Consider the following 26,587-nt stretch of genomic DNA (forward strand, 5'->3'; position numbering starts at 1 on the left):
CCGCTTGCGGCCCTGAACCACATGGCCAGAATCCCCACCGGCATCAACCTGCACAAAGCCTCCAAGACCCTCACCCTGACCTACGGGCCAGACGAGGTGTACCACCTGCCCGCCGAATTCCTGCGCGTGCACTCGCCTTCCGCCGAGGTCCAGGGCCACGGCAACCCGATCCTCCAGTACGGCAAGCTTGGCGTCGGCCTGAGCGGCCTGGAACCTGCCGGTCAGTACGCACTGAAGCTGACCTTCGACGACGGCCACGACAGCGGCCTGTTCACCTGGGAATACCTGGAGCAACTGTGCCTGCGCCAGCAGGAACTCTGGGATGACTATCTCGCCGAGCTGGCCAAGGCCGGAAAATCGCGCGACCCCAACGAGTCCATCGTCAAGCTGATGCTCTAGCTCGGGCCTTCCATGGTTTAGAGCGCATTTTCTAATTCTATTTGCTTGAATGCCTGCTCAGCGGCCAATGAATGGCCGTCTTGCGCAACACTCGAAAGTCGGGTAACCAATGGATCTGGCAAGTTCCCTGCATTGATTTTAAGCAGGGTCGAGCCGGTATGCAGAGGTCGCGAGCGAAAGCAGGCAGTCTTCTCCAGCAGAAAATACCCGCAGGGCTCATCGTCGTTTGCATCCGGCCGCAGGACCGCAGTTCGTTATTACTGGTCACCCGAGCAGCAGTACCGGGCACTCGTCTGTGTAACGCGCACAGCAGGCCGGTACTCGTCTCAGGACAACGGAGCGTCGTAGATGAGTAACAAGAACAACGATGACCTGCAGCGCCAAGCCTCGGAAAACACACTGGGCCTGAACCCGGTGATCGGCTTGCGCCGTAAGGATTTGCTGACATCTGCGCGAATGGTGCTGGGCCAGGCCGTTCGCCAACCGCTGCACAGTGCCAAGCATGTCGCGCATTTCGGCTTGGAACTCAAGAACGTGATCTTCGGCAAGTCGGCCCTGCAACCGGAGAGCGACGACCGTCGCTTCAATGACCCGGCCTGGAGCCAGAACCCGCTTTATCGCCGCTACCTGCAGACCTACCTTGCCTGGCGTAAAGAACTGCACGACTGGATCGATACCAGCAACCTGTCGGACCAGGACATCAGTCGCGGTCACTTCGTCATCAACCTGATGACCGAAGCCATGGCCCCGACCAACAGCGCGGCCAACCCGGCGGCGGTCAAACGTTTCTTTGAAACCGGCGGCAAAAGCCTGCTCGACGGCCTGTCGAACCTGGCCAAGGACATGGTCCACAATGGCGGCATGCCCAGCCAGGTGAACATGGAGGCCTTCGAGGTCGGCAAGAACCTGGGCACCAGCGAAGGCGCAGTGGTGTTTCGCAACGACGTGCTGGAACTGATCCAGTACCGGCCGATCACCGAACAGGTGCATGCCCGCCCGCTGCTGGTGGTGCCGCCACAGATCAACAAGTTCTATGTCTTCGACCTGAGCCCGGAGAAGAGCCTGGCGCGCTTCTGCCTGCGCTCCAATGTACAGACCTTCATCGTCAGCTGGCGCAACCCGACCAAGGCCCAGCGCGAATGGGGCCTGTCGACCTACATCGATGCGCTCAAGGAAGCCGTCGACGTGATCCTGGCGATCACCGGCAGCAAAGACCTGAACATGCTCGGCGCCTGCTCCGGCGGCATCACCTGCACCGCCCTGCTCGGTCACTACGCAGCGCTGGGCGAAACCAAGGTCAATGCCCTGACCCTGCTGGTCAGCGTCCTCGACACCACCCTCGACAACCAGGTCGCACTGTTCGTCGACGAACAAACCCTGGAAACCGCCAAGCGCCACTCCTATCAGGCCGGGGTGCTTGAAGGCCGCGACATGGCCAAGGTGTTCGCCTGGATGCGCCCCAACGATCTGATCTGGAACTACTGGGTCAACAACTACCTGCTCGGCAACGAGCCGCCGGTGTTCGACATCCTGTTCTGGAACAACGACACCACGCGCCTGCCGGCCGCCTTCCATGGCGACCTGATCGAAATGTTCAAAAGTAATCCACTGACCCGTGCAGATGCACTGGAAGTGTGCGGCACGCCGATCGACCTGAAGAAAGTCACCGCCGACATCTACAGCCTGGCCGGCACCACCGATCACATCACCCCTTGGCAGTCCTGCTACCGTTCGGCCCAGCTGTTTGGCGGCAATGTCGAGTTCGTGCTGTCCAACAGCGGGCATATCCAGAGCATCCTCAACCCGCCGGGCAACCCCAAGGCACGCTACATGACCGGTAGCGAGCTGCCGACCCTGGCCAGCGACTGGCAAGAGAATGCCCACAAGCACACCGATTCCTGGTGGCTGCACTGGCAGGCCTGGATGGCGGCACGCTCCGGGGAACTGAAGAAAGCGCCGGCGCGGCTGGGTAACAGGGCCTACCCCGCTGGCGAAGCATCGCCGGGGACCTACGTTCACGAGCGTTGATTGCAGCGGCCGCCGCGGCCAGTTGCTGGTCGCGGCGAACTCTCCACCACAGGGCCTCGCGCATGCCGCAACCGTATATATTCAGAACCGTCGACCTGGGTGGCCAGACCATCCGCACCGCGGTTCGCCCCGGCAAGCCGCACTTGACGCCCTTGCTGATCTTCAATGGCATCGGCGCCAACCTGGAGCTGGTGTTCCCGTTCATCCAGGCCCTGGACCCGGACCTGGAGGTCATCGCCTTCGACGTGCCGGGTGTCGGTGGCTCGTCAACGCCCAGGCATCCCTACCGTTTTCCCGGGCTGGCCAAGCTCACCGCACGCATGCTCGATTACCTCGACTATGGGCAGGTCAATGCCATTGGCGTGTCCTGGGGTGGTGCACTGGCGCAGCAGTTTGCCCATGACTATCCCGAGCGCTGCAAGAAACTGGTGCTGGCGGCTACCGCGGCGGGCGCAGTCATGGTGCCGGGCAAGCCGAAAGTATTGTGGTTGATGGCAAGTCCCAGGCGCTACATCCAACCGTCGCATGTCATCCGCATCGCCCCGCAGATCTATGGCGGGGCCTTTCGCCGCGACCCTGACCTGGCCATGGCGCACGCCGCCAAGGTGCGTTCCTCAGGCAAGCTCGGCTACTACTGGCAACTGTTCGCCGGGCTTGGCTGGACCAGCATCCACTGGCTGCACAAGATCCAGCAGCCGACCCTGGTACTGGCCGGTGACGATGACCCGTTGATTCCACTGATAAATATGCGTCTGCTGGCCTGGCGTATTCCCAATGCCCAGCTACACATAATCGACGACGGTCACTTGTTCCTGATCACCCGGGCCGAAGCGGTGGCCCCGATCATCATGAAGTTTCTCGAGCAAGAGCGCCAACGCGCCGTCATGCACCCACGCCCAGCCCCCGGTTAAGACGCTGACATGAGGTTGGTGTCGCTCTTGCATTGATCTGTTTGTAGATGGCCTGACGACGGAGTGTTGCCTGATGAAAGACAAGCCCGCAAAGGGGTCGGTACCGGTCCCCGCTTCGTACATGAACGTGCAGAATGCAATCACCGGCCTGCGCGGGCGCGACCTGCTGTCCACGTTGCGCAATGTCAGCCGCCACAGCCTGCGCCATCCACTGCACACGGCCAAGCACATGCTCGCCCTGGGCAACCAGCTGGGGCGCGTGCTGCTCGGCGACACCCCGCACCAGCCCAACCCGCGCGACAACCGTTTCAAGGACCCGGCGTGGAGTCTCAATCCCTTTTACAGCCGTGGTCTGCAGGCGTATCTCGCCTGGCAGAAACAGACCCGGCAATGGATCGATGAAAGCCAGCTGGAACCCGATGACCGCGCCCGCGCGCACTTTCTGTTTGCCTTGCTCAACGATGCGATGTCGCCGAGCAACTCCCTGCTCAACCCCGCTGCGGTCAAGGAGCTGTTCAACTCAGGCGGCCTGAGCCTGGTGCGCGGCTTGAACCACCTGGTCGACGACCTGCGTCACAACGATGGCTTGCCGCGCCAGGTCAATCCCCATGCCTTCGAGGTCGGTCGCAACCTGGCCACCACGCCAGGTGCAGTAGTGTTTCGCAGCGAGCTGCTGGAGCTGATCCAGTACAAACCGATGAGCGAGAAACAGTACGCCCGGCCGGTGCTGGTGATACCGCCGCAGATCAACAAGTTCTACATCTTTGATTTGAGCCCGGCCAACAGCTTCGTGCAGTACATGCTCAAGAATGGCCTGCAGACCTTCATGATCAGCTGGCGCAACCCCGACCCGCGCCATCGTGAATGGGGCCTGTCGAGCTACGTCGAAGCCCTGGAAGAAGCCATGAATGCCTGCCGGGCCATCACCGGCAGCCGCGAGGTCAACCTGATGGGCGCCTGCGCCGGGGGCCTGACCATGGCCGCCCTGCAAGGCCACCTGCAGGCCAAGCGACAATTGCGCAGGGTCAGCAGTGCCACCTACCTGGTCAGCCTGCTTGATAGTCAGATCGACAGCCCCGCCAGCCTGTTCGCCGACGAGCAGACCCTGGAAGCGGCCAAGCGTCGCTCCTACCAGCAGGGCGTGCTTGATGGCCGGGAGATCGCCAAGGTATTCGCCTGGATGCGCCCCAACGACCTGATCTGGAACTACTTCGTCAACAACTACCTGCTCGGCAAGGCACCACCGGCCTTCGACATTCTCTACTGGAACAACGACAACACCCGCCTGCCGGCGGCCCTGCACGGCGACCTGCTGGACTTCTTCAAGCACAACCCGCTCGCGCATGCCGCTGGTCTTGAGGTCTGCGGCACACCGATCGACCTGCAGAAAGTCAACGTCGACAGCTTCAGCGTGGCCGGCAACAACGACCACATCACCCCTTGGGATGCGGTCTACCGCTCGACCCTGCTGCTGGGCGGCGACAAACGCTTCATCCTGGCCAACAGCGGCCACGTGCAAAGCATCCTCAACCCACCCGGTAATCCCAAGGCCAATTATGTCGACAATCCGCGCCTGAGCAGTGACCCGCGGGCCTGGCTCTACGATGCCAGGCAGGTCGAAGGCAGTTGGTGGCCGCAATGGCTGGAATGGATTCAGGCGCGCTCCGGCGCGCAACGCGAAACCCTGATGGCTCTGGGTAACCAGAACTACCCTCCCATGGACCCCGCGCCCGGCACTTACGTGCAGGCGCGTTGAACAAGTAGAACGGATGAAAACCCGCGACCGAATTCTCGAGTGTGCCCTGCAGCTGTTCAACCAGCAGGGCGAACCGAATGTCTCGACCCTGGAAATCGCCAATGAAATGGGGATAAGCCCGGGCAACCTGTACTACCACTTCCACGGCAAGGAGCCGCTGGTCCTGGGTTTGTTCGAGCGCTTCGAAGACGAACTGACACCGTTGCTCGACCCGCCCCTGGAGGTACGCCTGGATGCCGAAGACTACTGGCTGTTCCTGCACCTGATCGTCGAGCGCATGGCCCAGTACCGCTTCCTGTTCCAGGACCTGTCGAACCTGACCGGACGTCTCCCCAAGCTGGCCCGTGGCATGCGCAATCTGCTCAATGCCCTCAAGCGCACTCTGGCCGCCCTGCTCGCCAGTCTCAAGGCCCAAGGCCAGGTGGTCAGCGACACGCGGGCGTTGGGGCAACTGGTGGAACAGATCACCCTGACGCTGTTGTTCTCACTCGACTACCAGCGCGTGCTGGCCCGTGAAGGAGAAGTCGGGGTGGTGGTGTATCAGGTGATGATGCTGGTGGCGCCGCATCTGGATACCGGATCGCGGCATGCGGCCGAGCAGATCGCCTTGCGGTATCTGGATGGCTGAAATGCATCGCGGGGCAAGCCCGCCCCCACCGAATACTACGGTGGGAGCCGGCTTGCCCCGCGATAAAGCCTGAATCAGGACTGGCTGATCGGGCTTACCGACGCCGATGGTGCTGGCGCGCTCGGTGCTGCAGTTACCACAGGTGCAGCGCTGGGTGCCGGTGCTGCACTGGCCGCCGGAGCTGCCGGTTTGGCAGCAGGCTTGGCCGCTGCTTTTTTCACCGCAGGTTTCTTCGCCGCTGCAGGCTTGGCTGCTGCCGGTTTGGCTGCTGCTTTGGCCGCAGGTTTGGCCGCTGCGGTTTTCGCTGCCGCCGGTTTCGCTGCAGGTTTGGCAGCCGCTTTCGGCGCCGCCTTGGCCAGTGGCTTGGCGGCCGCCTTGGCCGCTGCCGGCTTGACCGAAGCGCCGGTCAGTTTCTCGATCTGCTTGGTCAAGGTGTCGACCTGCTGGTGCAGCGCCTTGACTTCATTACGGCTCGGAACGCCCAGACGCGAAATGGCACTGTTCAAGCGCTTGTCGAAAGCCTCTTCGAGCTCGCTCCATTTGCCCAGTGCGCGGTCTTTGACATCACCCACCCGCGAGGTGGCCGTCTTGGCCGAAGCCTTGGCCGCGTCTACGGAACTCTTGGCCTGTTTTTCAGCCTTCTCACCATCCTTGACCAGGGACTCGAACAGCTTGTTGCCGTCCTGGTCGATCTTGGAGTAGATACCCAGTCCAGCCAGCCAGATCTTGCGGGAATACTTCTCGATCCCCCCGACCCAGGAGCTGCTCTCTTTTTCGCTATTCTTCTTGCCAGCCATCCCGCTCTCCTTATTGTTTACGTGCGACACGTTCAAGCAATGCCGTCAGCTCATCGAGCTTGGCAGAGAGTGCCTCCACGTCATGTTTAGACGGAATGCCGATGCGATTCAAGGCGCTGGCAACCCGTGTGTCGAAAGCCTTTTCGATTTTATCGAGCTGGACTTCGACCTTGCCCTTGACGCTGCTGATCTCACCTTTGACCGAATCGATCTGAGTGTTGGCTGCATCAAGCTCATGATCGATGCGTTTCTTGCCACGTTTCTCGACGGTTTCACCGGCCTTGACCAGCTCTTTCAGGTAGTCGGCACCTTCCTGACCGACCCGGGCATAAGCGCCCAGGCCTGCCAGCCAGATCTTGCGCGCGTAGCCGCGCACCTCACCCAGCGTGCGCTGGGTGTCGTCTTTTTTCTTCAGAATCACTTTGGCCATGCTCTGCACCTCACGCTCGAATAGATATGGAGGAACTGCCCATGGATGTTGGGCTTGAGCATAAGGTAGGGAGAAAAATTAGAATCCTCACCCTAAGGCAGGAAAAAAGCATCGCGGGGCAAGCCCGCTCCCACCGGGATTGTGAATGCCGGTAGGAGCGGGCTTGCCCCGCGATAGGGTTTCACACCAGGGCTTTGTCCAACGCCCGCTCGATCTCGCTCTTGATGGTCGTGCTCATCATCGACAGCATCATGCCCAGCTTCAGCTCGACCCTGATGGTGTCTTCACCGATCTGCACGCTGCCACTGGCGCCGCTGCGTTTGACCTCGACCCGGTCGCCATTCCAGCGGGCGCTGAGGTCGTACTCGCGGGCCAGCTTGTCGACCAGAGCCTGGGCCTTTTCCCGAGCCGCTTCGCGGCCCAGGCTGTGTTTGCGCTCAACGCTGATCTGGGTCATTCATTCAATCCTGGGTTCAAAGGCATACTTCTATTATGCCCGCGCCCCGACCTGCGACACACCCCGCCAAGACAAATCCGACCGTACGCCCTAGAATGGCCAGTAATTTTTTCCGGTGAAGCGATATGAACGATCAGCGCAAAGGCGACCACGCCGAACCCACCACCCATTTCGGCTACCAGAACGTGCCGGAAAGCCAGAAAGCAGAGAAAGTCGCTGAGGTTTTCCACTCGGTAGCCGCCAAGTACGACTTGATGAACGATGTGCTTTCCGGCGGCATGCACCGCCTGTGGAAACGCTTCACCATCGAACTGTCCGGCGTGCGCAGCGGCAACCGGGTCCTGGACATTGCCGGTGGCACCGGCGACCTGGCCGCCAAGTTCTCGCAACTGGTCGGCCCGACCGGCCAGGTCGTGCTGGCAGACATCAACGAATCGATGCTCAAGGTCGGCCGCGACCGCCTGCTCGACCGTGGTGTGGCCGGCAACATTGAATTCGTCCAGGCCGATGCTGAAAAGCTGCCGTTCCCGGACAACCACTTCGATTGCGTGACCATCGCCTTCGGCCTGCGCAACGTGACCCACAAGGAAGACGCCATCCGCTCGATGCTGCGGGTCCTCAAACCAGGTGGCCGTCTGTTGGTGCTGGAGTTCTCCAAGCCGACCAACACATTCATGTCCAAGGTCTACGATGCCTATTCGTTCGCCTTCATGCCGCTGGCCGGCAAGCTGATCACCAACGACTCGGAAAGCTACCGCTACCTGGCCGAATCGATCCGCATGCACCCTGACCAGGAAACCCTCAAGGCGATGATGGTCGAGGCCGGTTTCGACCGCGTCACCTACCACAACATGACCAGCGGCATCGTTGCCCTGCACCGGGGTATCAAACCCTGATGCTTCTGGCCGGCCTTCTTGCCAGCGTCGAACACGGTCTGAACCGTGTCCTGCGCCTGGACAGCACAGCGCTGCCGCGCTTGCGCCCGCTCGATGGCAAAGTGATTGCCATCGACTGCCGCCAGCCCGCACTGCAACTGTTCATTCTGCCCAGCGACGACGGCCTGATGCTTGCCGCACACTGGGCCAATGAGGCCGACTGCACCCTGCGCGCCCCGGCCAGCAGCCTGATGCGCCTGGCCTTGAGCCAGGACAAGAGCGCCGTACTGCACAGCCCGCAGGTCGAGCTCGAAGGCGACAGCGCCGTACTGCTGGATCTGGTCGCGGTGCTCCAGGACCTGGAACTGGACTGGGAGTACGAAGTTTCGCGCTGGCTCGGGCCGATCGCCACGCAACTGCTCAGCGGCCATCTGCGCAGCCGTGCCAGCTGGACGCGCCACGGCCTGGCGGCGCTCAACCAGAACCTTTCCGAATACCTCGCCGAAGAGGCCCGGACCCTGGTTGGCCAACGCGAAGCCGAAGCCCGCTTCAGCGAACTCGACACGCTAAAAGTCGACATCGAACGCCTCGAGGCGCGCATTGAGCGCCTTGCCCGATCCCTTGATACCAGCGATAACGCATGAAGCTGCTTGCCGTCCGCCGTCTGTTTCGCATCCAGCGTGTGGTTATCCGCTACCGCCTCGATGACCTGCTGTTCGAACTGCCACTGCCCTGGTGGCTGATGGCCCTGCGGCACCTGATGCCCTGGCGCTGGCTGCCACGCAAGACCCTCGATCTCAGCCGCGGTGCGCGCCTGCGCCTGGCCCTGCAAGACCTGGGGCCGATCTTCATCAAGTTCGGCCAACTGCTTTCAACCCGTCGCGACCTGCTCCCCGAAGACATCGCCGACGAGCTGATGCTGCTGCAGGACCGGGTACCGCCGTTCGATCCGCAACATGCGGTGGCGCTGATCGAAGAACAGCTCGGTGCGAAGATCAGCGAAGTGTTCAGCCGCTTTGATGTCGAACCACTGGCTTCGGCCTCGGTGGCCCAGGTCCATGCGGCCAAGCTCAAGAGCGGTGAAGAGGTGGTGGTCAAGGTCGTGCGCCCTGGCCTCAAGCCGATCATCGCCCAGGACCTGGCCTGGCTGTTCCTGATCGCCCGTGGCGCCGAGCGGGTGTCGGCCGATGCCCGCCTGCTGCACCCGGTGGAAGTGGTCAACGATTACGAAAAAACCATCTACGACGAGCTCGATTTGCTCCGCGAGGCGGCCAACGCCAGCCAGCTCAAGCGTAACTTCGAAGGCTCGGAGATGATGTACGTGCCCCAGGTGTACTGGGACTGGTGCCGCCCCAAGGTGCTGGTGATGGAGCGCATCTACGGCATCCAGGTCACCGACCTGGCGACCCTGGCCGACCAGCGCACCGACATGAAGATGCTCGCCGAGCGTGGCGTGGAGATCTTCTTCACCCAGGTGTTCCGCGACAGCTTCTTCCATGCCGACATGCACCCGGGCAACATTTTCGTCAGCACCGTCAAACCGTGGAGCCCGCAATACATTGCCATCGACTGCGGCATCGTCGGCAGCCTGACGCCTGAAGACCAGGACTACCTGGCGCGCAACCTGTTTGCCTTCTTCAAGCGCGACTACCGTCGCGTCGCCCAGCTGCATATCGATTCCGGCTGGGTACCGGCGCATACCAAACTCAATGAATTCGAGGCGGCGATCCGTACCGTTTGCGAGCCGATCTTCGAAAAACCATTAAAAGATATTTCCTTCGGTCAGGTGCTGATGCGTCTGTTCCAGACCGCGCGCCGCTTCAACATGGAAGTCCAGCCGCAGCTGGTGCTGCTGCAGAAAACCCTGCTGAACATCGAAGGCCTGGGCCGTCAGCTGTACCCCGAGCTGGACCTGTGGAGCACCGCCCAGCCGTTCCTGGAACGCTGGATGCGCGAGCGGGTCAGCCCGAAGAATCTGCTGCAGAACCTGCACGGCCAGGTCGAACAGATCCCGCACCTGGCCGGCATGACCCGCGACCTGCTTGAGCGCATGTCACAGCCGCACCAGGCCGAGCCGCCCGGCGCCTGGCAACAGAAAGGCGATGGCTGGGCCTTGCGCCTGCTCGGCGCCGGCCTGCTCGGCGGTGGCGCGACCCTCGCCGCTGGGGCCGTCAGTCTCAGCGCTCCGGCGGCCTGGCCGGCCTGGCTGATGCTCGCGGCCGGTCTTTACCTGATCGTGCGTCGATAGCCAGCCGCGCCGCTGACTGGCACACTAGCGCAAGGGGTCGGCAGAGGATCGGGCCTCTTGTTTTGGAGTCGTACATGAAAGACTGGCTGGACGAGATCAACTGGAACAGCGATGGCCTGGTACCGGCTATCGCCCAGGACCACAAAACCGGGCGCGTGTTGATGATGGCCTGGATGAATCGCGAGTCGCTGGCCCTGACCGCCGCCGAGCAGCGGGCCATCTACTGGTCGCGTTCGCGTGGCAAACTGTGGCGCAAGGGCGAAGAATCCGGGCACGTGCAAAAACTGCATGAAATGCGCCTGGACTGCGACGCCGACGTGATCATCCTGATGGTCGAGCAACTGGGGCATATCGCTTGCCATACCGGTCGCGAAAGCTGCTTCTACCGTGTTTACGAAAACGCCGAGTGGAAGACCGTCGATCCGGTCCTCAAAGACCCCCACGCCATCTACAACGCAGGACACTGACATGAGCGACACCCTGACCCGCCTGGCCGAAGTGCTGGAAGCGCGCAAAGGCGCCGAACCTGACAGTTCCTACGTGGCCAGCCTGTACCACAAAGGCCTGAACAAGATTCTGGAAAAGCTCGGCGAAGAGTCGATCGAGACCATCATTGCTGCCAAGGATGCCGCCCATAGCGGAGATTACAGTGATGTCATCTACGAGACCGCCGATCTGTGGTTCCATAGCCTGGTCATGCTTGCGCAACTGGGCCAGCACCCACAGGCGGTGCTGGATGAGCTGGACCGCCGTTTCGGCCTGTCCGGGCACGCCGAGAAAGCAGCGCGTCAGCCGTCGGCCTAACTGAATTATTTCGAGGGATTGCACCATGGGTATTTTTGACTGGAAACACTGGATCGTTCTGCTGGTGGTCGTGGTACTGGTATTCGGTACCAAGAAGCTGAAGAACTTCGGCAGTGACCTGGGCGAATCGATCAAGGGCTTCAAGAAAGCCATGAACGAAGAAGAGTCCAAGCCTGAAGAGCAGACTCCACCTTCGGTGCAACCCGTACAGCCACAGGCCGCTTCGCCACTGAACCAGCCACAGACCATCGACGGCCAGGCGCACAAGGTCGAAGAGCCGATCAGGAAAGATTGATCAATGTTCGGGATCAGCTTCAGCGAACTGCTGCTCGTGGGCCTGGTGGCCCTGCTGGTGCTCGGCCCCGAGCGTTTGCCGGGCGCCGCGCGTACGGCCGGGTTGTGGATCGGCCGCCTCAAGCGCAGCTTCAACGCGATCAAGCAGGAAGTCGAGCGCGAGATCGGCGCCGATGACATCCGCCGTCAGTTGCACAACGAGCACATCCTCTCCATGGAGCAGGAAGCGCGCAAGATCCTCAACCCGCAGAGCGTGACGCCTGAGCCACCTGCGCCCGCGGTTGCCAGCAGCGAAACCGTTGCGACACCGAGCACGGCACCTGCCGAGGCCAAGCCGGTCGCCAGCGCAACCACCGAACCGACACAGCCCCCGCGAGCCCCATGAGCGATATTCCGGAAAACGACCAGCCAATGCCGCTGGTTTCGCACCTCACCGAGCTGCGTACACGCCTGCTGCGTTGCGTCGCGGCCATCTTCCTGATCTTCGCCGGGCTGTTTTCCTTCGCGCAGCAGATCTACACCCTGGTTTCGGCGCCGCTGCGTGAGCACCTGCCGGCCAACGCGACGATGATCGCCACTGACGTGGCCTCGCCGTTCCTGACGCCGTTCAAGCTGACCATGATCGTCTCGCTGTTCCTGGCCATCCCGCTGATCCTCCAGCAGATCTGGGGCTTTATCGCGCCCGGCCTGTACCGCCATGAAAAGCGCATCGCGATCCCGCTGCTGATCTCCAGCATCATCCTGTTCTACGCCGGGATGGCCTTTGCCTACTTCCTGGTGTTCCCGCTGATTTTCGGTTTCTTTGCCAGCGCCACGCCGGAAGGGGTGTCGATGATGACCGACATTGCCAGCTACCTCGATTTCGTCATGACCCTGTTCTTCGCCTTCGGTGTGGCCTTCGAGATCCCGGTGGCCGTGGTCCTGCTGGTGTGGATCGGCGTGGTCGATGTGAAATACCTGAAGAAAATCCGCCCTTACGTGATCATCGGCTGCTTTGTCGTCGGCATGATCCTCACGCCGCCGGACATCTTCTCGCAAACCCTGCTGGCCGTGCCGATGTGGCTGCTGTTCGAGATCGGCGTGCTGTTTGGCGGGCTGATCCGCAAGCGCAGCGAACATCATGATGACGCCGCCGACGACCACAACGACCAGCCGCCAGCGACTCAACCGTGAACCTGCTGCTCCTCGAAGAAGCCGACTTCATCGCGGCCGATCGCGTCGTTCTGGCTGACCGGCGCTTTACCCACATGCAGGAGATCCACCGCGTGGCGGTGGGCGACAGCCTGCGCGTCGGCCGCATTGGCGGGCTGATGGGTGAAGCCCGGGTGCTGCGCCTGGAAGGCCACGAGGCCGAGCTGTCGGTCAGCTTCGACCGTGATCCACCGAGCAAGCTGCCGCTGACCCTGGTGCTCGCCCTGCCACGTCCGAAGATGCTGCGCCGGGTGTTCCAGACCGTCGCCACCATGGGCGTGCCGAAGCTGATTCTGGTCAACAGCTACCGGGTCGAGAAAAGCTTCTGGCAGACCCCCTTCCTCGAACCCGAGGCCATCCGTGAGCAATTGATCCTGGGCCTGGAACAGACCCGCGACACGATCCTGCCCGAGGTCATCATCGAGAAGCGCTTCAAGCCCTTTGTCGAAGACCGCCTGCCAGCCATTGCCCAAGGCACCCTCGGTCTGGTCGGTCACCCCGGGCCATTCCCGCCCTGCCCGCGCGGCCTGGACCAGCCGGTAACCCTGGCCATCGGCCCCGAGGGCGGCTGGATCCCCTACGAAATCGACCTGCTGGGCAAGGCCGGGCTGGCCCCGGTGCAGCTTGGCGAACGCATCCTGCGCGTGGAGACGGCGGTTACCGCCCTGCTCGCTCGTCTGTTCTGACTTCAGTTTTGCGATCTGGCGCCGATGCATGGGCACCAGAACAACAAATCGCCTCTGCCGATCGCAATGGAGTCCCGCCATGTACCGTTGGTTAGCCCAGCACCTGGGTAACGTTAGCGTCAATCGTAAACTCGGTATCGGCTTCGGCTTGGTCCTGCTGCTGACCTTGAGCATTACCCTGACCGGCTGGCAGGGCATCAACGGCGTCACCGAGCGTGGCGATACTCTGGGAGGCGTCTCCCAGGTGCTGGAGGCCACCCTGGAGCTGCGCATCGCCCGGCAGAACTTCCAGATCAAGGGTGATGAGAGCGCCGCGCAGACCCTCAACAATGCCCTGGCCAACCTTGATCGCCAGCTGCAGCAGGTCGAGCTGCGCATTGTCTTGCCGGAAAACAAACGCCGCATCGAGCAGCAGAAAGAGGCTGCACGCCAGTACCGCCAGGCACTGGACGGTGCCGACAAAGCCGCCCGCCAGCGCGAAGCCAGCCGTGCGGTACTCGGCAGCAGCGCCGACGAGGCCGCAAACCTCACCGCCGAGGTCGAACAGCAACTGCTCGGCGGCAGTGATATAAACCTGTTCAACAGTGTCGTTGGTGCCAGCAAACTGCTGCAGCAGGCGCGCTTCCAGGTCCGCGGCTACACCTACAGCGGCAAGGCCGAATTCCAGCAGACCGCCCTGGCAGCCATCGACCAGGCCATCTCGCAGCTCAAGACCCTGGCCGAAGTGCTGCCGGCGAACTACACCGGCAACCTCAACCAGGCAGCACGCGCGCTCGGCAACTACCGGGCGGCGGTGATCGATTTCGGCACGGCGCAGACGGCCTCGGAACAAGCCGCCCAACAAATGATGGCGCAGGGCCAGATCCTGCTTGATCAAAGCCAGCAACTGACCCTGACTCTGACCCAACTGCGCGATGACGAATCACAGCACGCCAGGTCGATGCTCACCCTGGCCACCGTCCTGGCCCTGGTGTTCGGCCTGCTCGCCGCCTGGACCATCACCCGCCAGATCGTCATCCCCCTGCGCCAGACCCTCAACGCCGCCGACCGGGTCGCCAGCGGCGACCTGCGCCATGACCTCAACGTCGAGCGCCGTGACGAGCTGGGCCAGCTGCAACGCAGCATGCAACGCATGACTGTCAGCCTGCGCGAGCTGATTGGCGGCATTGGCGATGGTGTCACACAGATCGCCAGTGCCGCTGAAGAGCTGTCGGCGGTGACCGAGCAGACCAGTGCCGGGGTCAACAATCAAAAGGTCGAGACCGATCAAGTGGCTACCGCCATGAACGAGATGGCCGCCACCGTGCAGGAAGTCGCGCGTAATGCCGAAGAGGCCTCGGAGGCCGCGCTGGTGGCCGATCAGCAGGCCCGCGAGGGTGATCGGGTAGTCGCTGAGTCGATTGCCCAGATCGAGCGTCTGGCGACTGAAATGAATCACTCCAGCGACGCCATGGGCCAGCTCAAGAGCGAAAGCGACAAGATCGGCAGCGTGCTCGATGTGATCAAGTCGGTGGCCCAGCAAACCAACCTGCTGGCCCTCAACGCAGCGATCGAAGCCGCCCGCGCCGGGGAAGCCGGGCGTGGCTTTGCCGTGGTCGCCGATGAAGTACGCAGCCTGGCCCAGCGCACCCAGCAATCGACCGAAGAGATCGAAGCGTTGATCGCCGGCTTGCAAAGCGGCACCCAACAAGTCGCCAGCAGCATGGATGCCAGCCGCGAGCTGACCGCCAGCAGCGTCGAGCTGACCCGTCGCGCCGGCACCTCACTGGAGACCATCACCCATACCGTTTCCTCGATCCAGGCGATGAACCAGCAGATCGCCGCAGCGGCCGAGCAACAAAGCGCAGTGGCGGAAGAGATCAACCGTAGCGTGATGAATGTGCGCGATGTGTCAGACCAGACCTCCGCCGCCAGCGAAGAAACTGCCGCCTCCAGTGTCGAACTGGCCCGCCTGGGCACCCACCTGCAGGGCCTGGTCGGCAAATTCCAGCTCTGAGGTTAAACAACCTGTGCTGCTCGCTCGGGCAGCACAGGTTGGGATACTGCCAATCTTCTGCTGTCTGCCCTTGAGCAAGCGTCCTACACCCTCCGCCGCTTCACCCAATTTCCCTAGGTTAACCGCCGAACTTTCCTACATCGTTTGCAGGTCCAGCTCGCCCGTAGCCAGCCGATGAGCAAGGGGCGGCGCCCTGACCTTCGTCCTGGCGCCGGTCATTCCTCAATTGCTGGAGACCCCCATGTTCGGACCTGTGAATCGGATGCTAGGCAACATGAGCGTCAGACTGAAGCTGACCCTGGCCTTTGCCTTGGTGCTGTTACTGACCCTATTGATCACCCTCAGCGGCTGGCGTGCATTGGACGACGCCATCCTGCGCTCGGAAAAGCTCCAGGAAATCGCCCGCCTCAATGACATCGGCAAAGACCTCAGGGCCGAGCGCATCACCTTTCGGGTACTCAATGATGCGCACAGCAAGGCTCAGATCAAGCTGTCGCTGAAGGCCCTGCAGGAATTGCTCACGGCAATGCCGGAGCGTTATCCAGCGCCCGAAGACCGGCAGATGATCGCCGGCAAGTTGCAAACGGTGCAGCGCTTTACCCAGGACTTTGCACAGCTACAACAGGCCGTGGCCTTGCGCCAGACACGCCAGCAGGCCATGCAAAGTGCTGAACAGCGCCTGGCCGAGCTGGTCGATGAGGTCGCAGACCAGGCACTGGAAAACATGCGTAGCGAGAGCCAGCAGGCCAGTCAGAGCCGGGTCCTGAACCTGGCCGAAGCCCTCGGCAGGCATGTCGAAGTTGCCAATCAACAGAGCCTGGTCCCGGCCTATACTTTCGCCCCCCTGGAGCAGTTCGCCAACGTTGGTCAGGCAGCGCTCGACGCCAGCCGACAGACCTTCGAGCAACTGGCGCAACTGATGCAAACCCATGGTCTGGCCGCCAGCACCCGGGAAAACCTGCGCGCGGCGCTGAGCCGCTACCAGGACAGCCTCGATCAGTATCGCCGGGCCGCTATCACCGTGGAGAGCGTGCAAGGCACGCTGGAACAGCTAGGCATTGAGCTTCGCGATGCCAGCCGCAAACTGAGCGACCGTCAGATCGAGCGGCGCGACGCCGAAGCCGTCAAGGCCCAGAGCGTACTGACCGGCGAAGCCATGCTGGCTTTACTGTTCGGCAGTCTGGCGGCCTGGTTGATCACCCTGCAGATCACCCTACCGCTGAAACAGACCCTGGCCCTGGCCGCACGCATTGCGAAAGGCGATCTACAACTGACCGACACCGTGCAGCGCCGCGACGAGATGGGTCAATTGCAAAACAGCATGCAGGCCATGACCCTGAGCCTGCGCGAGCTGATTGGCGGGATCGGCGGGGGCATCACCCAGCTGTCCTCGGCGGTCGAACAACTGGCTGCGGTCAGCGAGCAGACCAAAGTCAGGATCGCCCAGCAAAAAGACGAAACCGATCAGGTCGCCACAGCCATGAACCAGATGAGCGCAACGGTTCACGAAGTGGCGCAGAACGCCGAACTTGCCTCGCAGGCGGCGACCACCGCTGACCAGCAGGCTCAACTGGGCGACCAGGTGGTCGGTGAGGCCGTGGAACAGATCGAACAATTGGCCCGGCAGATGGACCATTCGATCGATGCCATGCATCAACTGGCAGGCGAGAGCCAGCGCATCGGCAGCATTCTTGATGTGATCAAGTCGGTCTCCGAGCAAACCAACCTGCTGGCCTTGAACGCCGCCATCGAAGCGGCGCGGGCCGGAGAGGCCGGTCGCGGTTTCGCCGTGGTTGCCGATGAAGTCCGCGGCCTGGCCCAGCGCACCCAGCAGTCAACCGAGGAGATCGAACAACTGATTGGCAACCTGCATGACGGCACCGATCAGGTTACCCGCCTGCTCGACAGCAGCAAGGTCCTGACCCGCGACAGTGTCGAGCTGAGCCGCAAGGCCGGCGATGCGCTGGGACAGATCACCCGCACGGTGTCGAATATCCAGGGCATGAACCAGCAGATCGCAACCGCCAGCGAGGAACAAAGCGCGGTGGCCGAGGAGATCAACCGCAGCGTGATCAATGTGCGCGAGGTGTCTGACCAGACCAGTGCGGCCAGTGAAGAGACGGCAGCGTCGAGTGTCGAGCTGGCGCGGCTGGGGCGTCAGCTACAGACGCTGGTGGGCCGGTTCAACCTGTAACCCCTGTTGGTGGGAGCGGGCTTGCCCCGCGATTGCGATGTTACTGACACACCGCAATCGCGGGGCAAGCCCGCTCCCACCGGTACTACAGCACCTGGCGCAAGAACGCCTGGGCGCGCAGGTCTTTCGGCGAGGTGAAGAACGCCTCGGGCGGCGAATCCTCCAGCAGCTTGCCATGGTCGAAGAACAGCACGCGATCCGCCACTTCGCGGGCAAAGCCCATTTCGTGGGTCACGCAAACCATGGTCATGCCTTCGAGCGCCAGGGTCTTCATGACATCGAGCACTTCACCGACCATTTCCGGGTCGAGCGCCGAGGTCGGCTCATCGAACAGCATCACTTTCGGGTCCATGGCCAGGGCCCGGGCAATGGCAACCCGCTGTTGCTGGCCACCGGACAGACGCGAAGGGTACTCATTGGCTTTCTGGGCAATGCCAACCTTCTCCAGCAACGCGCGGGCCTTGGCTTCACGCTCGGCCTTGCCGCGCTTGCGCACCACCTTTTGTGCCAGGCACAGGTTCTCCAGCACGGTCATGTGCGGGAACAGGTTGAAGTGCTGAAACACCATGCCGACTTCACGGCGGTAGGCGTTGACGTCAGTTTTCGGGTCGGCCAGTTGCAAACCGTCGATAGCCACGGTGCCCTCATCGAACGACTCCAGGCCGTTGAGGCAGCGCAGGAAGGTCGATTTGCCCGACCCCGACGGCCCGAGTACAACCAGCACTTCACCCTTGGCCACGTTGGTGCTGACGTGATCGACCGCGCGCACCACCTGACCACGGGTATCGAAGACTTTTACCAGATCACGGACTTCAATCACTTTGCGCAAGCCTCCGCTCAAGCCGGCTGGCCATGTGCGACAGCGGCAGGTTGATCAACAGGTACAGACCGGCGACGCAGAACCAGATCTCGAAGGTCGAGAACGAGGTAGTGATCGCTTCGCGCCCGCTCTTGGTCAGTTCGGTAATGGCGATCACCGACACCAGCGAGGTGTCCTTGACCAGGCTGATGAACTGCCCGGCCAGCGGCGGTAGCACGCGCTTGAACGCTTGCGGCAGCACCACGTGACGCATCGACTGGCCAGCGCTCAAGCCCAGCGAACGAGCGGCTTCGCCCTGCCCCTTGGCAATCGACTGAACACCGGCGCGGACGATTTCGGCCACGTACGCGCCGGTAAACAGTGCCAGTGCAGCCACCCCGGCGAACTCGCGGGACAGGTTGAGCACGGTGCCGATGAAGAAGTAGAAAATGAAGATCTGTACCAGCAGTGGCGTGCCGCGCACCAACTCGACGTAGACTGTGGAGAGGTCACGCAGGGTCGGGTTGTTCGACAAGCGGCAGAGGCCGGCAAACAGGCCGATCACCAGGCCCAGCACACCAGAGGCCACCGAGATCCACACAGTGGTCCACAGGCCCCAGGCCAACGGGCCGGCAGCCCAGTGATGGGTCACGCCGATAAGGTCGCCTTCGGCGACATCGTCGCCACGGGACAGCAGCACACTGGCCAGCTCGACGTCGAACACCTGCTCGGCGCCGCTCTCGTCACGCAGGATGACACTTGCCATGTCACCTTTTGGGGTAATCGATTCGATGGTGCCATTGTCACTGGCACGCTGGGCGACTTCAGCCTGGTAGGCGAAGTACTGCGGCACCCGGTTCCAGCTCCACTCGTAGGAAATCATCGAGGTCGCGTAATACAGGCTCAGCGCCAGGCCCACCAGGACCAGCGCGGTCAGCCCGTGCCAGGGCCACTGGGCTTTCTTGTGTTTGATCACTTGAGGGTACTTCCGTAAAAGCGAACGCGCAGGACCTGCCTGCGCGTCGGGTTTCAAGCCAGGCGTGGTGCCGCGGCCTTATTCCATGTCCTTGAGCCAGGCGGTGTCCTTGAACCACTTGTCGTGGATTCGATCGTAAGTACCGTCGTGCTTGATCTGGTGCAGGAAGTTGTTGATGAAGTTCAGGCTGTCGTAGTCACCTTTCTTCAGGCCGAACGCCAGCGGCTCGAAGGTGAACGGCTTGTCCAGGAACAGCAGCTTGCCGGCGCCGGCCTTGTTCACCGCAACCACGTTGTAGGGGGCGTCGTAGACGAAGGCGTCAGCCTTGCCGTTGACCACGTCCATCACCGCTTCCTGCTCGTTATCGTAACCGTGGTACTTGGCTTTGCCGATCAGCTTCTTGGCAACCATTTCGCCGGTGGTGCCGAGCTTGGAGGTCAGGCGGTACTTCTCGTTGTTCAAATCCTTGTAGGACTTGATCTCGCCCGCCAACTCCTTGCGGATCAGCAGGGTCTGGCCGACAACGATGAAGGGTTCGCTGAAGTTCAGCTTCAGGTTGCGTTCCTGGGTCAGGGTCATGCCGCTGCTGATGATGTCGAACTTGTCGGTCATCAGGGCCGGGATGATGCCATCGTAGGAGGTGGAGACCATCTCCAGCTTGACGCCCATGGACTTGGCCATGGCCTTGAGGATATCGACTTCGAAGCCGACGATCTCGCCACGCTTGTTGGTCATCTGGAACGGCATGTAGGTAGGGTCCATGCCGGCACGCAGCGTACCGCGCTTGACCGCCTCGTCAATGGCGCCGGCTGCCTGGGCAGCACTGACTGCCATCAGCGCGGTGACGCCGACCAGCAGCATCGACAGATATTTTTTAAACATCACCAGATCCCCCAGCAAGAAAGCTCGAATTTTATTTTTGGCGCGAACCGTCCTACAGACGGGTGCGAGATATTCGGGGGGGATGCTAACGCATGGGCGGCGTTGTGGGTATCAGAAAAAGGGATGAAACAAATCGCGGGGCAAGCCCGCTCCCACAGGGTTTAGGTGATCCCTGTGGAAGCAGGCTTGCCCCGCGATAAGTCAGGCGCTGGCCAACGAAGGCTGCGCCACAGGCTCCGGATGCAACGGCAACAACGGCGAGTGCGGGTCGTTGGCGATCGACTGACGCCAGACGCCTAACCAGGCCTCGTTGTGCTCGGCCCAGACCCGCGTGTGCAAGCGCGCCAAAGCGACCGGATCGCTGAGCAACGCCAGACGGGTATTGCCGTCCAGGCCGCTTGGACCAAGGTCCAGCGCCTTGTCGATACGCTCGGCACGCAGCGACTCGATCGGTGCCGCGACACCATGACGCGCCGTGGCCAAGGCACAGGCCAGAGCGTTCTGCTGCGGGTCGACCACGGCCCGGACGAAACCGTCGTGCATGGCATGCCAGCGATTTTCGTGGGTGTACTGGTCGGTTGCCAGCAACTCGTGCGGCGTAGCGTATTCCTCAGGGATCAGGAACAGGCTTTCGTCCTTGGCACGCAGCCCCAGGTGCACCCGGCTGGAGATCACCGACACCGGGATCGACAGCATCAGCGAACCGACAATGGGCACCAGCCACCACAGGAAGCTTGGGTTCAGCCACGCAACCAGCAAGGCCCAGGCCACGCCCAGCAGGGTCTGCGGACCATGACGGCGCACCGCTTCACTCCACGGCGTCGAGTCATCGTCACGCTGCGGCGAGTTCCAGGTTGCCGCCCAGCCAAGGAACGCAGCCAGGACGAAACGGGTGTGGAAAATCATCCGCACCGGTGCCAGCAGCATGGAGAACAGCATCTCCAGCAACATCGACACAGTCACCTTGAAGCGCCCGCCGAACTCTTTCGCACCCTTGGCCCAGATCAGGATGACGCTGAGCAGCTTGGGCAGGAACAGCAGCACGATGGTGGTCGAGAACAGCGCAATGGCCTTCTCCGGGTGCCACTGTGGCCACAACGGATAGAGCTGACGCGGTTCGAGGAAGTACTGCGGCTCCATCAGGGTGTTGGTCGCCAGCAACGCCGTCGACAACACCAGGAAGAAGAACCACAAAGGCGCCGACAGGTACGACATCACCCCGGTGAGGAACACCGCGCGGTGTACCGGGTGCATGCCCTTGACCAGGAACAGGCGGAAGTTCATCAGGTTGCCGTGGCACCAGCGCCGGTCACGCTTGAGCTCGTCGAGCAGGTTCGGCGGCAATTCTTCATAGCTGCCCGGCAGATCGTAGGCAATCCACACGCCCCAGCCGGCACGGCGCATCAGCGCAGCTTCGACGAAGTCGTGGGAGAGGATCGCACCGGCGAACGCACCCTTGCCCGGCAACGGCGCCAGGGCGCAGTGCTCGATGAATGGCTTCATGCGGATGATCGCGTTGTGGCCCCAGTAGTGCGACTCACCGAGCTGCCAGAAGTGCAGGCCGGCGGTGAACAGCGGGCCGTAGACGCGGGTCGCGAACTGCTGCATGCGCGCATACAGGGTATCCATGCCCGAGGCTTTCGGCGCGGTCTGGATGATCCCGGCATCCGGGTTGGCTTCCATCAAGCGCACCAGGCTGGTCAGGCATTCGCCGCTCATCACGCTGTCGGCGTCGAGGACCACCATGTAACGGTAGTCACCGCCCCAGCGACGGCAGAAGTCGTCGAGGTTGCCGCTTTTACGCTTCACCCGGCGGCGACGGCGGCGGTAGAAGATCCGCCCGAAGCCCTTGGCCTCGCGACAGACTTCCAGCCACGCCTGTTGTTCGGCCACAGCGATATCGCTGTCGTTAGTGTCACTGAGCACGAAGAAGTCGAAGCGGTCCAGATCGCCGGTAGCGGCGACCGACTCGAAGGTCGCGCGCAGGCCGGCAAACACCCGCGGCACGTCTTCGTTGCAGATCGGCATGACGATGGCGGTACGCGCCCCGGCCTCGATCGGCTCGTTACCGGCACTGCTACCGGAGATGCGGTACTTGTCGCGCCCGGTCAGCAGCTCGAGAAAGCCCATCAGTGCCGTCCAGAAACCGGCCGACACCCAGCAGAACAGGATGCCGAACAGAATCAGGATGCTGGTCTGCAATGCATAAGGCCAGACCTGGGTAATAGTCTGCAGCAGCGACTGATGGGTGATCTCGTCAAGATCGACGAACGACCAGCCCTGGTACGGCAGGATGCCTTTCATGTACCAGCCGGCAACGATGGTCTGACCGAGCATCAGCGCCAGCAGGATGTAGCGGCGCATGGAGCCGACCCAGCGCCAGCGCGCCTTGGGCAACTCGCGTTTGGCCGGGGGCGGGGCGTTGGTGCGCCCGGTCAGGCGGCGCCAGGCGCGAATCAGGATGTTGGTGCGCCATGGCTCGGGAATCACCCGGGTACGACGGATCGGCGGCGTAGCCTTGAGGCATACCCGGCCGCTGCCATCCACCGCGAGCATCTCTGCATCGTGCATATCCTGAGCGCAGGTCAGGGTCAGGCGCTCACCAACCGAAGCCTGCACGGCTTCGGCATCGCGAGTGCCCGGCTGGGCCGACAAACGTTGATGCAGCTCGCTGAACGAGGTGCAGCTGGCAAGTTCTGCCCGCTGCTCATCGCTCAGTGGTAAATGGGCCAGGTATTCGCCAAGCGATTCTGGCCGTGCTTGAGAGTTACTCATCGGCAGGCAACTGATAGCTCCAGGTCTCGGTCAGCACCTGTTCGGTGGTGGCCGGTGTCCCGGTGGTGGACGCCGCGTCGGCGGCAGGTTGCTCGGCAGGCTTCTCGGCCTTGGCAGTTTTAACCGCTGCCTTGTCCTGTTTAGCCGGTTTGGCTGGCTTGGCCGGCTCGACCGGGACGTCACGCAGCAGCGCTGCACGCATTTCCACGGACTTGCTCGGGTCTTTGACCTTCATTCGCAAGGTCAGGCGCCAGCCTTTGATTTCCGGGTTGTAACGCAGGTTGTTCTCGACCAGTTCAGCGTTGTCGCCGAGGCTGACCTGGCTACGCACGGCAGTATCTTCTGGCAGTTTAGCCAGCACCGGGCCTTCGAAGTCGATCAGGAAGGCTACGCTGCCGTCCGGCTGACGGATCAGGTTGGACTGCTTGACGTCACCGGTCGAGCGCAGGGTCTGCTTGACCCAGCCGAGGTTCGGCGAGTGGAACTCGGACTCGTCGATGGTCCAGTGCAGGCGGTAGGCGTACTCGAACGGCGTACCCGGCTCCGGCAGCTTTTCCGGGCTCCAGAAGGCAACGATGTTGTCGTTGGTTTCATCGGCGGTCGGAATCTCGACCAGGTCGACAGTACCTTTGCCCCAGTCGCCGACCGGCTCGATCCAGGCGCTTGGACGCTTCTGGTAGTTGTCATCGAGGTCTTCGAACTGGCTGAACTCACGCTGGCGCTGCAGCAAGCCGAAACCACGCGGGTTCTCGACGCTGAAGTTGCTCACGGCCAGGTGTTTCGGGTTGTTCAGCGGACGCCACAGCCACTCGCCGTTACCGGCATGGATCGACAGACCCTCGGAGTCGTGCAGGGCTGGACGGTAATTGAGCACTTTCGAAGGCTGGTTGCCGCCGAACAGGAACATGCTGGTCAGCGGGGCAATGCCCAGACGGCTGACGTGGTCACGCAGGAACACCTTGGATTTGACGTCGACAATGGTGTCGCTGCCCGGACGCAGGGTCAGCTTGTAGGCACCGGTGGAACGTGGCGAGTCGAGCAGCGCGTAGATCACCAGGTGTTTGTCGGTGGCCTTCGGCTTTTCGATCCAGAACTCGGTGAACCGCGGGAACTCTTCGCCGGACGGCAGCGCGGTGTCGATGGCCAGGCCACGGGCGGACAGGCCATAGACATGGCCCTTGCCGACCACACGGAAATAGCTGGCGCCAAGCAGGGTCATGATTTCATCCTGCTTGTCGGCCTTGTTGATCGGGTACAGCACACGGAAACCGGCGTAGCCGAGGTTCTCGGTGGCTTTTGGATCAAACTGCACGCTGCCAAAATCGAAGCGGCTCGGGTCGTACTTGATCTCCTCGACCTTGGTCGAGGTGACTTCGTTGATTTTCACCGGCGTGTCGAAATGCATGCCCTGGTGATAGAAGGACAGCTTGAACGGGGTCTTGTCCTTGGCCCACTCGGCCTTCTCCGGCAAGAAGCGAATCTGCTGGTAGTCAGCGTACTTCATGTCACGGAACACAGCTGGCAGATTGCTTTTCGGCGCTTCGTACTTCTGTCCGGCAAGATCCTTCGCCTTGGCCGCAACATCGTCAAGGTTGAACGCCCAGAGCTGACCTGCGCTGAACAGGCCTACCAGCGTTGCGCCTGCCAAAAAGGCCTTGCGCAGCCGATTGCCAGGGGTTCTTGGTGCATTACAGGGACTAACAATCACGAGCAACCCTCGCCGAAAACAGATCAATAAACCAACGGCCAGCGACATATGCCAGGTTGGCGAGCACTGTTCGGACTCCGAAAGGGCGCAATGATTCCCCAAACGGTTCCGGACAGTCTCAAGTCAGAGTAAAACGAACCCACGAACGCAGGTTCACAATAGCGCGCGATTATCCAGCAGGCCGCGTTACAACGCATCAGGCCAAACAAACTATTTATGCTACAAAACCCCTTGTTTTCCTGCAAACAGGGGTTTTTTGCCATCAGATTTGTAACATAAATGTTACGGGGCCATCATTGACCAGGTGCACCTGCATGTCAGCCCCGAACTGACCACTGGCAACCGTGCCATGTAGCGTCTGGGCCTGGGCCAGTAAATAGTCGAAAAGCTCCGCGCCGAGAGCTGGCGGCGCCGCAGTGGAAAAGCTCGGGCGCAGGCCGCTCTGGGTGTCGGCGGCCAGGGTGAACTGCGACACCAGCAGCAGACCGCCGCCAATATCCTTGAGCGACAGGTTCATCTTGCCCTCAGGATCGCTGAACACCCGGTAGTTGAGCAGCTTGTGCAACAGTTTGTCGGCGTGCGCCCGGGTATCACCGGGCTCCACCGCGACCAGCACCAACAGGCCCTGGTCGATTGCCCCTACCGTTTTGCCCTCGACATCCACCCGTGCGCCACGCACACGTTGCAGCAGCCCCTTCATGCTTCTTCCAGGGGCAGGTCGAGCAAGCGCCGGGCCATCTGGTCGGCGGCACGCACCAGGGCGTCGGTGATACCGGGCTCCGAGGCGGCGTGACCGGCGTCGCGAATCACCTTCAGCTCACTGTTCGGCCAGGCCTGATGCAGTTCCCAGGCATTGTCCAGCGGGCAGATCACGTCGTAGCGGCCATGCACGATGACCGCCGGCAGGTGGGCGATCTTCGGCATGTCGCGGATCAGCTGGTCCGGCTCAAGGAAAGCATTGTTGGTGAAGTAGTGGCATTCGATACGGGCGATCGACAGCGCGCGCTGCGGCTCGGAGAAGCGATCGACCACCAGCGGGTTGGGGCGCAGGGTTGCAGTGCGCCCTTCCCAGGTGGACCAGGCCTTGGCCGCATGCATCTGGGCAATCTGGTCGTTGCCGGTCAGGCGTTTGTGGAAGGCCTTGACCAGGTCACCGCGCTCTTCAGCCGGAATCGGCGCGATGTAGTCCTGCCAGTAGTCCGGGAACAGGCGACTGGCGCCCGCCTGGTAGAACCACTCGATCTCTTGCGGGCGGCACAGGAAGATGCCGCGCAGGATCAGGCCATGAACGCGCTCGGGGTGGGTCTGGGCGTAGGCCAGGGCCAGGGTCGAGCCCCACGAGCCGCCGAACAGCAGCCACTTTTCGATCCCCAAGTGCTTGCGGATGCGCTCGATGTCTTCGATCAGGTGCCAGGTGGTGTTGTTTTCCAGGCTGGCATGCGGGGTCGAGCGACCGCAGCCGCGCTGATCGAAGGTGATGATCCGGTACAGGTTGGGATCAAAGTAGCAACGGCTCTGGGCATCACAGCCAGCGCCCGGGCCACCATGGATGAACAGCACCGGCAGACCCTCCGGCGAACCGCTCTCGTCGACGTACAGCACATGCGGTGCTTCCACGGCCAGATCGTGCCGGGCGTAGGGTTTGATCTGCGGGTACAAGGTCTGCATTACGCACTCCGTGTGGGAATTATTCTGCCGTTGGGCATCATAAACCTGAATTGCGCTTTGAGCATGTACCTGTGTTGGTCTTACG

Annotated in this window: 25 protein-coding genes and 3 pseudogenes; 18 read left to right on the top strand and 10 right to left on the bottom strand. The window is 62.1% G+C overall.

Translation table 11 applies throughout. The features are described from left to right. Positions 1–21 precede the first annotated feature (21 nt). From ACVI9W_RS10360 to ACVI9W_RS10380, 5 genes are all read left to right on the top strand, one after another. On the top strand, positions 22–399 hold the full coding sequence (locus tag ACVI9W_RS10360; RefSeq protein WP_461529945.1) for a gamma-butyrobetaine hydroxylase family protein: 378 nt from the start codon (positions 22–24) through the stop codon (positions 397–399). Between the two features lie 348 nt (positions 400–747). Beyond that, positions 748–2,427: a class II poly(R)-hydroxyalkanoic acid synthase gene (phaC, locus tag ACVI9W_RS10365; RefSeq protein WP_461529946.1), complete on the top strand. Its 1,680-nt coding sequence runs from the start codon at positions 748–750 to the stop codon at positions 2,425–2,427. A gap of 62 nt (positions 2,428–2,489) precedes the next feature. After that, positions 2,490–3,338, top strand: coding sequence for a poly(3-hydroxyalkanoate) depolymerase (gene phaZ, locus ACVI9W_RS10370; protein WP_157194498.1), 849 nt, complete (start codon positions 2,490–2,492; stop codon positions 3,336–3,338). Positions 3,339–3,411: 73 nt separating this feature from the next. Beyond that, positions 3,412–5,094: a class II poly(R)-hydroxyalkanoic acid synthase gene (gene phaC / locus ACVI9W_RS10375; protein WP_461529947.1), complete on the top strand. Its 1,683-nt coding sequence runs from the start codon at positions 3,412–3,414 to the stop codon at positions 5,092–5,094. Between the two features lie 13 nt (positions 5,095–5,107). Next, positions 5,108–5,722, top strand: coding sequence for a TetR/AcrR family transcriptional regulator (locus ACVI9W_RS10380; RefSeq protein ID WP_431743424.1), 615 nt, complete (start codon positions 5,108–5,110; stop codon positions 5,720–5,722). Positions 5,723–5,897: 175 nt separating this feature from the next. On the opposite strand, the pseudogene ACVI9W_RS10385 reads toward ACVI9W_RS10380, so the two are convergent. The 3 genes and pseudogenes from ACVI9W_RS10385 to ACVI9W_RS10395 form a co-directional block, all read right to left on the bottom strand. After that, positions 5,898–6,519: pseudogene (locus ACVI9W_RS10385) on the bottom strand (phasin family protein); the annotation flags it as partial. A gap of 10 nt (positions 6,520–6,529) precedes the next feature. Next, positions 6,530–6,949, bottom strand: a complete 420-nt coding sequence (locus ACVI9W_RS10390; RefSeq protein WP_422416967.1) for a phasin family protein — start codon at positions 6,947–6,949, stop codon at positions 6,530–6,532. Positions 6,950–7,130: 181 nt separating this feature from the next. Then, positions 7,131–7,406, bottom strand: a complete 276-nt coding sequence (locus ACVI9W_RS10395) for a polyhydroxyalkanoic acid system family protein (RefSeq protein ID WP_038615414.1) — start codon at positions 7,404–7,406, stop codon at positions 7,131–7,133. Positions 7,407–7,531: 125 nt separating this feature from the next. Between ACVI9W_RS10395 and ubiE the strand changes: the two genes are divergently transcribed. From ubiE to ACVI9W_RS10460, 13 genes and pseudogenes are all read left to right on the top strand, one after another. Continuing rightward, on the top strand, positions 7,532–8,302 hold the full coding sequence (ubiE, locus tag ACVI9W_RS10400) for a bifunctional demethylmenaquinone methyltransferase/2-methoxy-6-polyprenyl-1,4-benzoquinol methylase UbiE (protein ID WP_038615416.1): 771 nt from the start codon (positions 7,532–7,534) through the stop codon (positions 8,300–8,302). Then, positions 8,302–8,925, top strand: coding sequence for a ubiquinone biosynthesis accessory factor UbiJ (locus tag ACVI9W_RS10405; RefSeq protein WP_038615419.1), 624 nt, complete (start codon positions 8,302–8,304; stop codon positions 8,923–8,925). The genes ubiE and ACVI9W_RS10405 overlap by 1 nt, the downstream gene beginning before the upstream one ends. Continuing rightward, complete coding sequence (gene ubiB / locus ACVI9W_RS10410) at positions 8,922–10,529, top strand: ubiquinone biosynthesis regulatory protein kinase UbiB (RefSeq protein WP_461529948.1); 1,608 nt, start codon at positions 8,922–8,924, stop codon at positions 10,527–10,529. Before ACVI9W_RS10405 ends, ubiB begins: the two co-directional genes overlap by 4 nt. Before the next feature lie 74 nt (positions 10,530–10,603). Further along, positions 10,604–10,996 carry a phosphoribosyl-AMP cyclohydrolase gene (gene hisI, locus ACVI9W_RS10415; RefSeq protein ID WP_107024963.1) on the top strand — a complete coding sequence of 131 codons (393 nt, stop codon included), beginning with the start codon at positions 10,604–10,606 and terminating at the stop codon, positions 10,994–10,996. Between the two features lies 1 nt (position 10,997). Continuing rightward, positions 10,998–11,333, top strand: a complete 336-nt coding sequence (locus tag ACVI9W_RS10420) for a phosphoribosyl-ATP diphosphatase (protein WP_157194503.1) — start codon at positions 10,998–11,000, stop codon at positions 11,331–11,333. 25 nt (positions 11,334–11,358) lie between these two features. After that, a complete protein-coding gene (locus tag ACVI9W_RS10425; protein ID WP_461529949.1) occupies positions 11,359–11,628 on the top strand; it encodes a twin-arginine translocase TatA/TatE family subunit in 270 nt (89 codons plus the stop codon). 3 nt (positions 11,629–11,631) lie between these two features. Further along, the gene (gene tatB / locus ACVI9W_RS10430; RefSeq protein ID WP_038615430.1) at positions 11,632–12,012 is read left to right on the top strand and encodes a Sec-independent protein translocase protein TatB; all 381 of its coding nucleotides are present in this window, start codon (positions 11,632–11,634) and stop codon (positions 12,010–12,012) included. Next, on the top strand, positions 12,009–12,800 hold the full coding sequence (gene tatC / locus ACVI9W_RS10435; RefSeq protein ID WP_038615432.1) for a twin-arginine translocase subunit TatC: 792 nt from the start codon (positions 12,009–12,011) through the stop codon (positions 12,798–12,800). Before tatB ends, tatC begins: the two co-directional genes overlap by 4 nt. After that, positions 12,797–13,504 (top strand): 16S rRNA (uracil(1498)-N(3))-methyltransferase, encoded by a 708-nt coding sequence (locus tag ACVI9W_RS10440; RefSeq protein ID WP_461529950.1) that lies wholly within the window; start codon positions 12,797–12,799, stop codon positions 13,502–13,504. The genes tatC and ACVI9W_RS10440 overlap by 4 nt, the downstream gene beginning before the upstream one ends. A gap of 79 nt (positions 13,505–13,583) precedes the next feature. Then, positions 13,584–14,645: pseudogene (locus ACVI9W_RS10445) on the top strand (methyl-accepting chemotaxis protein); the annotation flags it as partial. A 141-nt stretch (positions 14,646–14,786) separates the two neighbouring features. Then, a complete protein-coding gene (locus ACVI9W_RS10450; RefSeq protein ID WP_461531816.1) occupies positions 14,787–15,500 on the top strand; it encodes a methyl-accepting chemotaxis protein in 714 nt (237 codons plus the stop codon). A 274-nt stretch (positions 15,501–15,774) separates the two neighbouring features. After that, positions 15,775–16,791 (top strand): annotated as a pseudogene (locus ACVI9W_RS10455) (methyl-accepting chemotaxis protein); the annotation flags it as partial. A 198-nt stretch (positions 16,792–16,989) separates the two neighbouring features. Continuing rightward, positions 16,990–17,694: a methyl-accepting chemotaxis protein gene (locus ACVI9W_RS10460; RefSeq protein WP_461531817.1), complete on the top strand. Its 705-nt coding sequence runs from the start codon at positions 16,990–16,992 to the stop codon at positions 17,692–17,694. An 85-nt stretch (positions 17,695–17,779) separates the two neighbouring features. Here the strand turns inward: ACVI9W_RS10460 and ACVI9W_RS10465 are convergent, their stop codons facing one another. From ACVI9W_RS10465 to pip, 7 genes are all read right to left on the bottom strand, one after another. Then, the gene (locus ACVI9W_RS10465; protein WP_461531818.1) at positions 17,780–18,514 is read right to left on the bottom strand and encodes an amino acid ABC transporter ATP-binding protein; all 735 of its coding nucleotides are present in this window, start codon (positions 18,512–18,514) and stop codon (positions 17,780–17,782) included. After that, positions 18,507–19,469 carry an amino acid ABC transporter permease gene (locus ACVI9W_RS10470; protein ID WP_461529951.1) on the bottom strand — a complete coding sequence of 321 codons (963 nt, stop codon included), beginning with the start codon at positions 19,467–19,469 and terminating at the stop codon, positions 18,507–18,509. Before ACVI9W_RS10470 ends, ACVI9W_RS10465 begins: the two co-directional genes overlap by 8 nt. A 78-nt stretch (positions 19,470–19,547) precedes the next feature. Further along, the gene (locus tag ACVI9W_RS10475; protein WP_038615443.1) at positions 19,548–20,351 is read right to left on the bottom strand and encodes a transporter substrate-binding domain-containing protein; all 804 of its coding nucleotides are present in this window, start codon (positions 20,349–20,351) and stop codon (positions 19,548–19,550) included. Between the two features lie 201 nt (positions 20,352–20,552). Further along, positions 20,553–23,126, bottom strand: coding sequence for a glucans biosynthesis glucosyltransferase MdoH (mdoH, locus tag ACVI9W_RS10480; protein ID WP_461529952.1), 2,574 nt, complete (start codon positions 23,124–23,126; stop codon positions 20,553–20,555). Beyond that, positions 23,119–24,834 carry a glucan biosynthesis protein G gene (locus tag ACVI9W_RS10485; RefSeq protein WP_461529953.1) on the bottom strand — a complete coding sequence of 572 codons (1,716 nt, stop codon included), beginning with the start codon at positions 24,832–24,834 and terminating at the stop codon, positions 23,119–23,121. Before ACVI9W_RS10485 ends, mdoH begins: the two co-directional genes overlap by 8 nt. A gap of 262 nt (positions 24,835–25,096) precedes the next feature. Then, the gene (gene dtd / locus ACVI9W_RS10490) at positions 25,097–25,534 is read right to left on the bottom strand and encodes a D-aminoacyl-tRNA deacylase (protein ID WP_461529954.1); all 438 of its coding nucleotides are present in this window, start codon (positions 25,532–25,534) and stop codon (positions 25,097–25,099) included. Then, on the bottom strand, positions 25,531–26,502 hold the full coding sequence (gene pip / locus ACVI9W_RS10495) for a prolyl aminopeptidase (protein WP_342623530.1): 972 nt from the start codon (positions 26,500–26,502) through the stop codon (positions 25,531–25,533). The genes dtd and pip overlap by 4 nt, the downstream gene beginning before the upstream one ends. Positions 26,503–26,587 lie beyond the last annotated feature (85 nt).

The sequence above is a fragment of the Pseudomonas sp. 210_17 TE3656 genome, from assembly GCF_054821965.1.

Excerpts from the sequence above, each read along its gene's own strand:
- pip (WP_342623530.1), bottom strand. The coding sequence starts at position 26,502 with ATGCAGACCTTGTACCCGCAGATCAAACCCTACGCCCGGCACGATCTG.
- tatB (WP_038615430.1), top strand. The coding sequence starts at position 11,632 with ATGTTCGGGATCAGCTTCAGCGAACTGCTGCTCGTGGGCCTGGTGGCC.
- ACVI9W_RS10405 (WP_038615419.1), top strand. The coding sequence starts at position 8,302 with ATGCTTCTGGCCGGCCTTCTTGCCAGCGTCGAACACGGTCTGAACCGT.
- ACVI9W_RS10460 (WP_461531817.1), top strand. The coding sequence starts at position 16,990 with ATGAGCGCAACGGTTCACGAAGTGGCGCAGAACGCCGAACTTGCCTCG.
- phaC (WP_461529946.1), top strand. The coding sequence starts at position 748 with ATGAGTAACAAGAACAACGATGACCTGCAGCGCCAAGCCTCGGAAAAC.
- ACVI9W_RS10450 (WP_461531816.1), top strand. The coding sequence starts at position 14,787 with ATGAACGAGATGGCCGCCACCGTGCAGGAAGTCGCGCGTAATGCCGAA.
- phaC (WP_461529947.1), top strand. The coding sequence starts at position 3,412 with ATGAAAGACAAGCCCGCAAAGGGGTCGGTACCGGTCCCCGCTTCGTAC.
- hisI (WP_107024963.1), top strand. The coding sequence starts at position 10,604 with ATGAAAGACTGGCTGGACGAGATCAACTGGAACAGCGATGGCCTGGTA.
- ACVI9W_RS10425 (WP_461529949.1), top strand. The coding sequence starts at position 11,359 with ATGGGTATTTTTGACTGGAAACACTGGATCGTTCTGCTGGTGGTCGTG.
- ACVI9W_RS10380 (WP_431743424.1), top strand. The coding sequence starts at position 5,108 with ATGAAAACCCGCGACCGAATTCTCGAGTGTGCCCTGCAGCTGTTCAAC.
- phaZ (WP_157194498.1), top strand. The coding sequence starts at position 2,490 with ATGCCGCAACCGTATATATTCAGAACCGTCGACCTGGGTGGCCAGACC.
- mdoH (WP_461529952.1), bottom strand. The coding sequence starts at position 23,126 with ATGAGTAACTCTCAAGCACGGCCAGAATCGCTTGGCGAATACCTGGCC.
- ubiE (WP_038615416.1), top strand. The coding sequence starts at position 7,532 with ATGAACGATCAGCGCAAAGGCGACCACGCCGAACCCACCACCCATTTC.
- ACVI9W_RS10475 (WP_038615443.1), bottom strand. The coding sequence starts at position 20,351 with ATGTTTAAAAAATATCTGTCGATGCTGCTGGTCGGCGTCACCGCGCTG.
- ACVI9W_RS10360 (WP_461529945.1), top strand. The coding sequence starts at position 22 with ATGGCCAGAATCCCCACCGGCATCAACCTGCACAAAGCCTCCAAGACC.
- ACVI9W_RS10420 (WP_157194503.1), top strand. The coding sequence starts at position 10,998 with ATGAGCGACACCCTGACCCGCCTGGCCGAAGTGCTGGAAGCGCGCAAA.
- tatC (WP_038615432.1), top strand. The coding sequence starts at position 12,009 with ATGAGCGATATTCCGGAAAACGACCAGCCAATGCCGCTGGTTTCGCAC.
- ACVI9W_RS10390 (WP_422416967.1), bottom strand. The coding sequence starts at position 6,949 with ATGGCCAAAGTGATTCTGAAGAAAAAAGACGACACCCAGCGCACGCTG.
- dtd (WP_461529954.1), bottom strand. The coding sequence starts at position 25,534 with ATGAAGGGGCTGCTGCAACGTGTGCGTGGCGCACGGGTGGATGTCGAG.
- ACVI9W_RS10395 (WP_038615414.1), bottom strand. The coding sequence starts at position 7,406 with ATGACCCAGATCAGCGTTGAGCGCAAACACAGCCTGGGCCGCGAAGCG.
- ubiB (WP_461529948.1), top strand. The coding sequence starts at position 8,922 with ATGAAGCTGCTTGCCGTCCGCCGTCTGTTTCGCATCCAGCGTGTGGTT.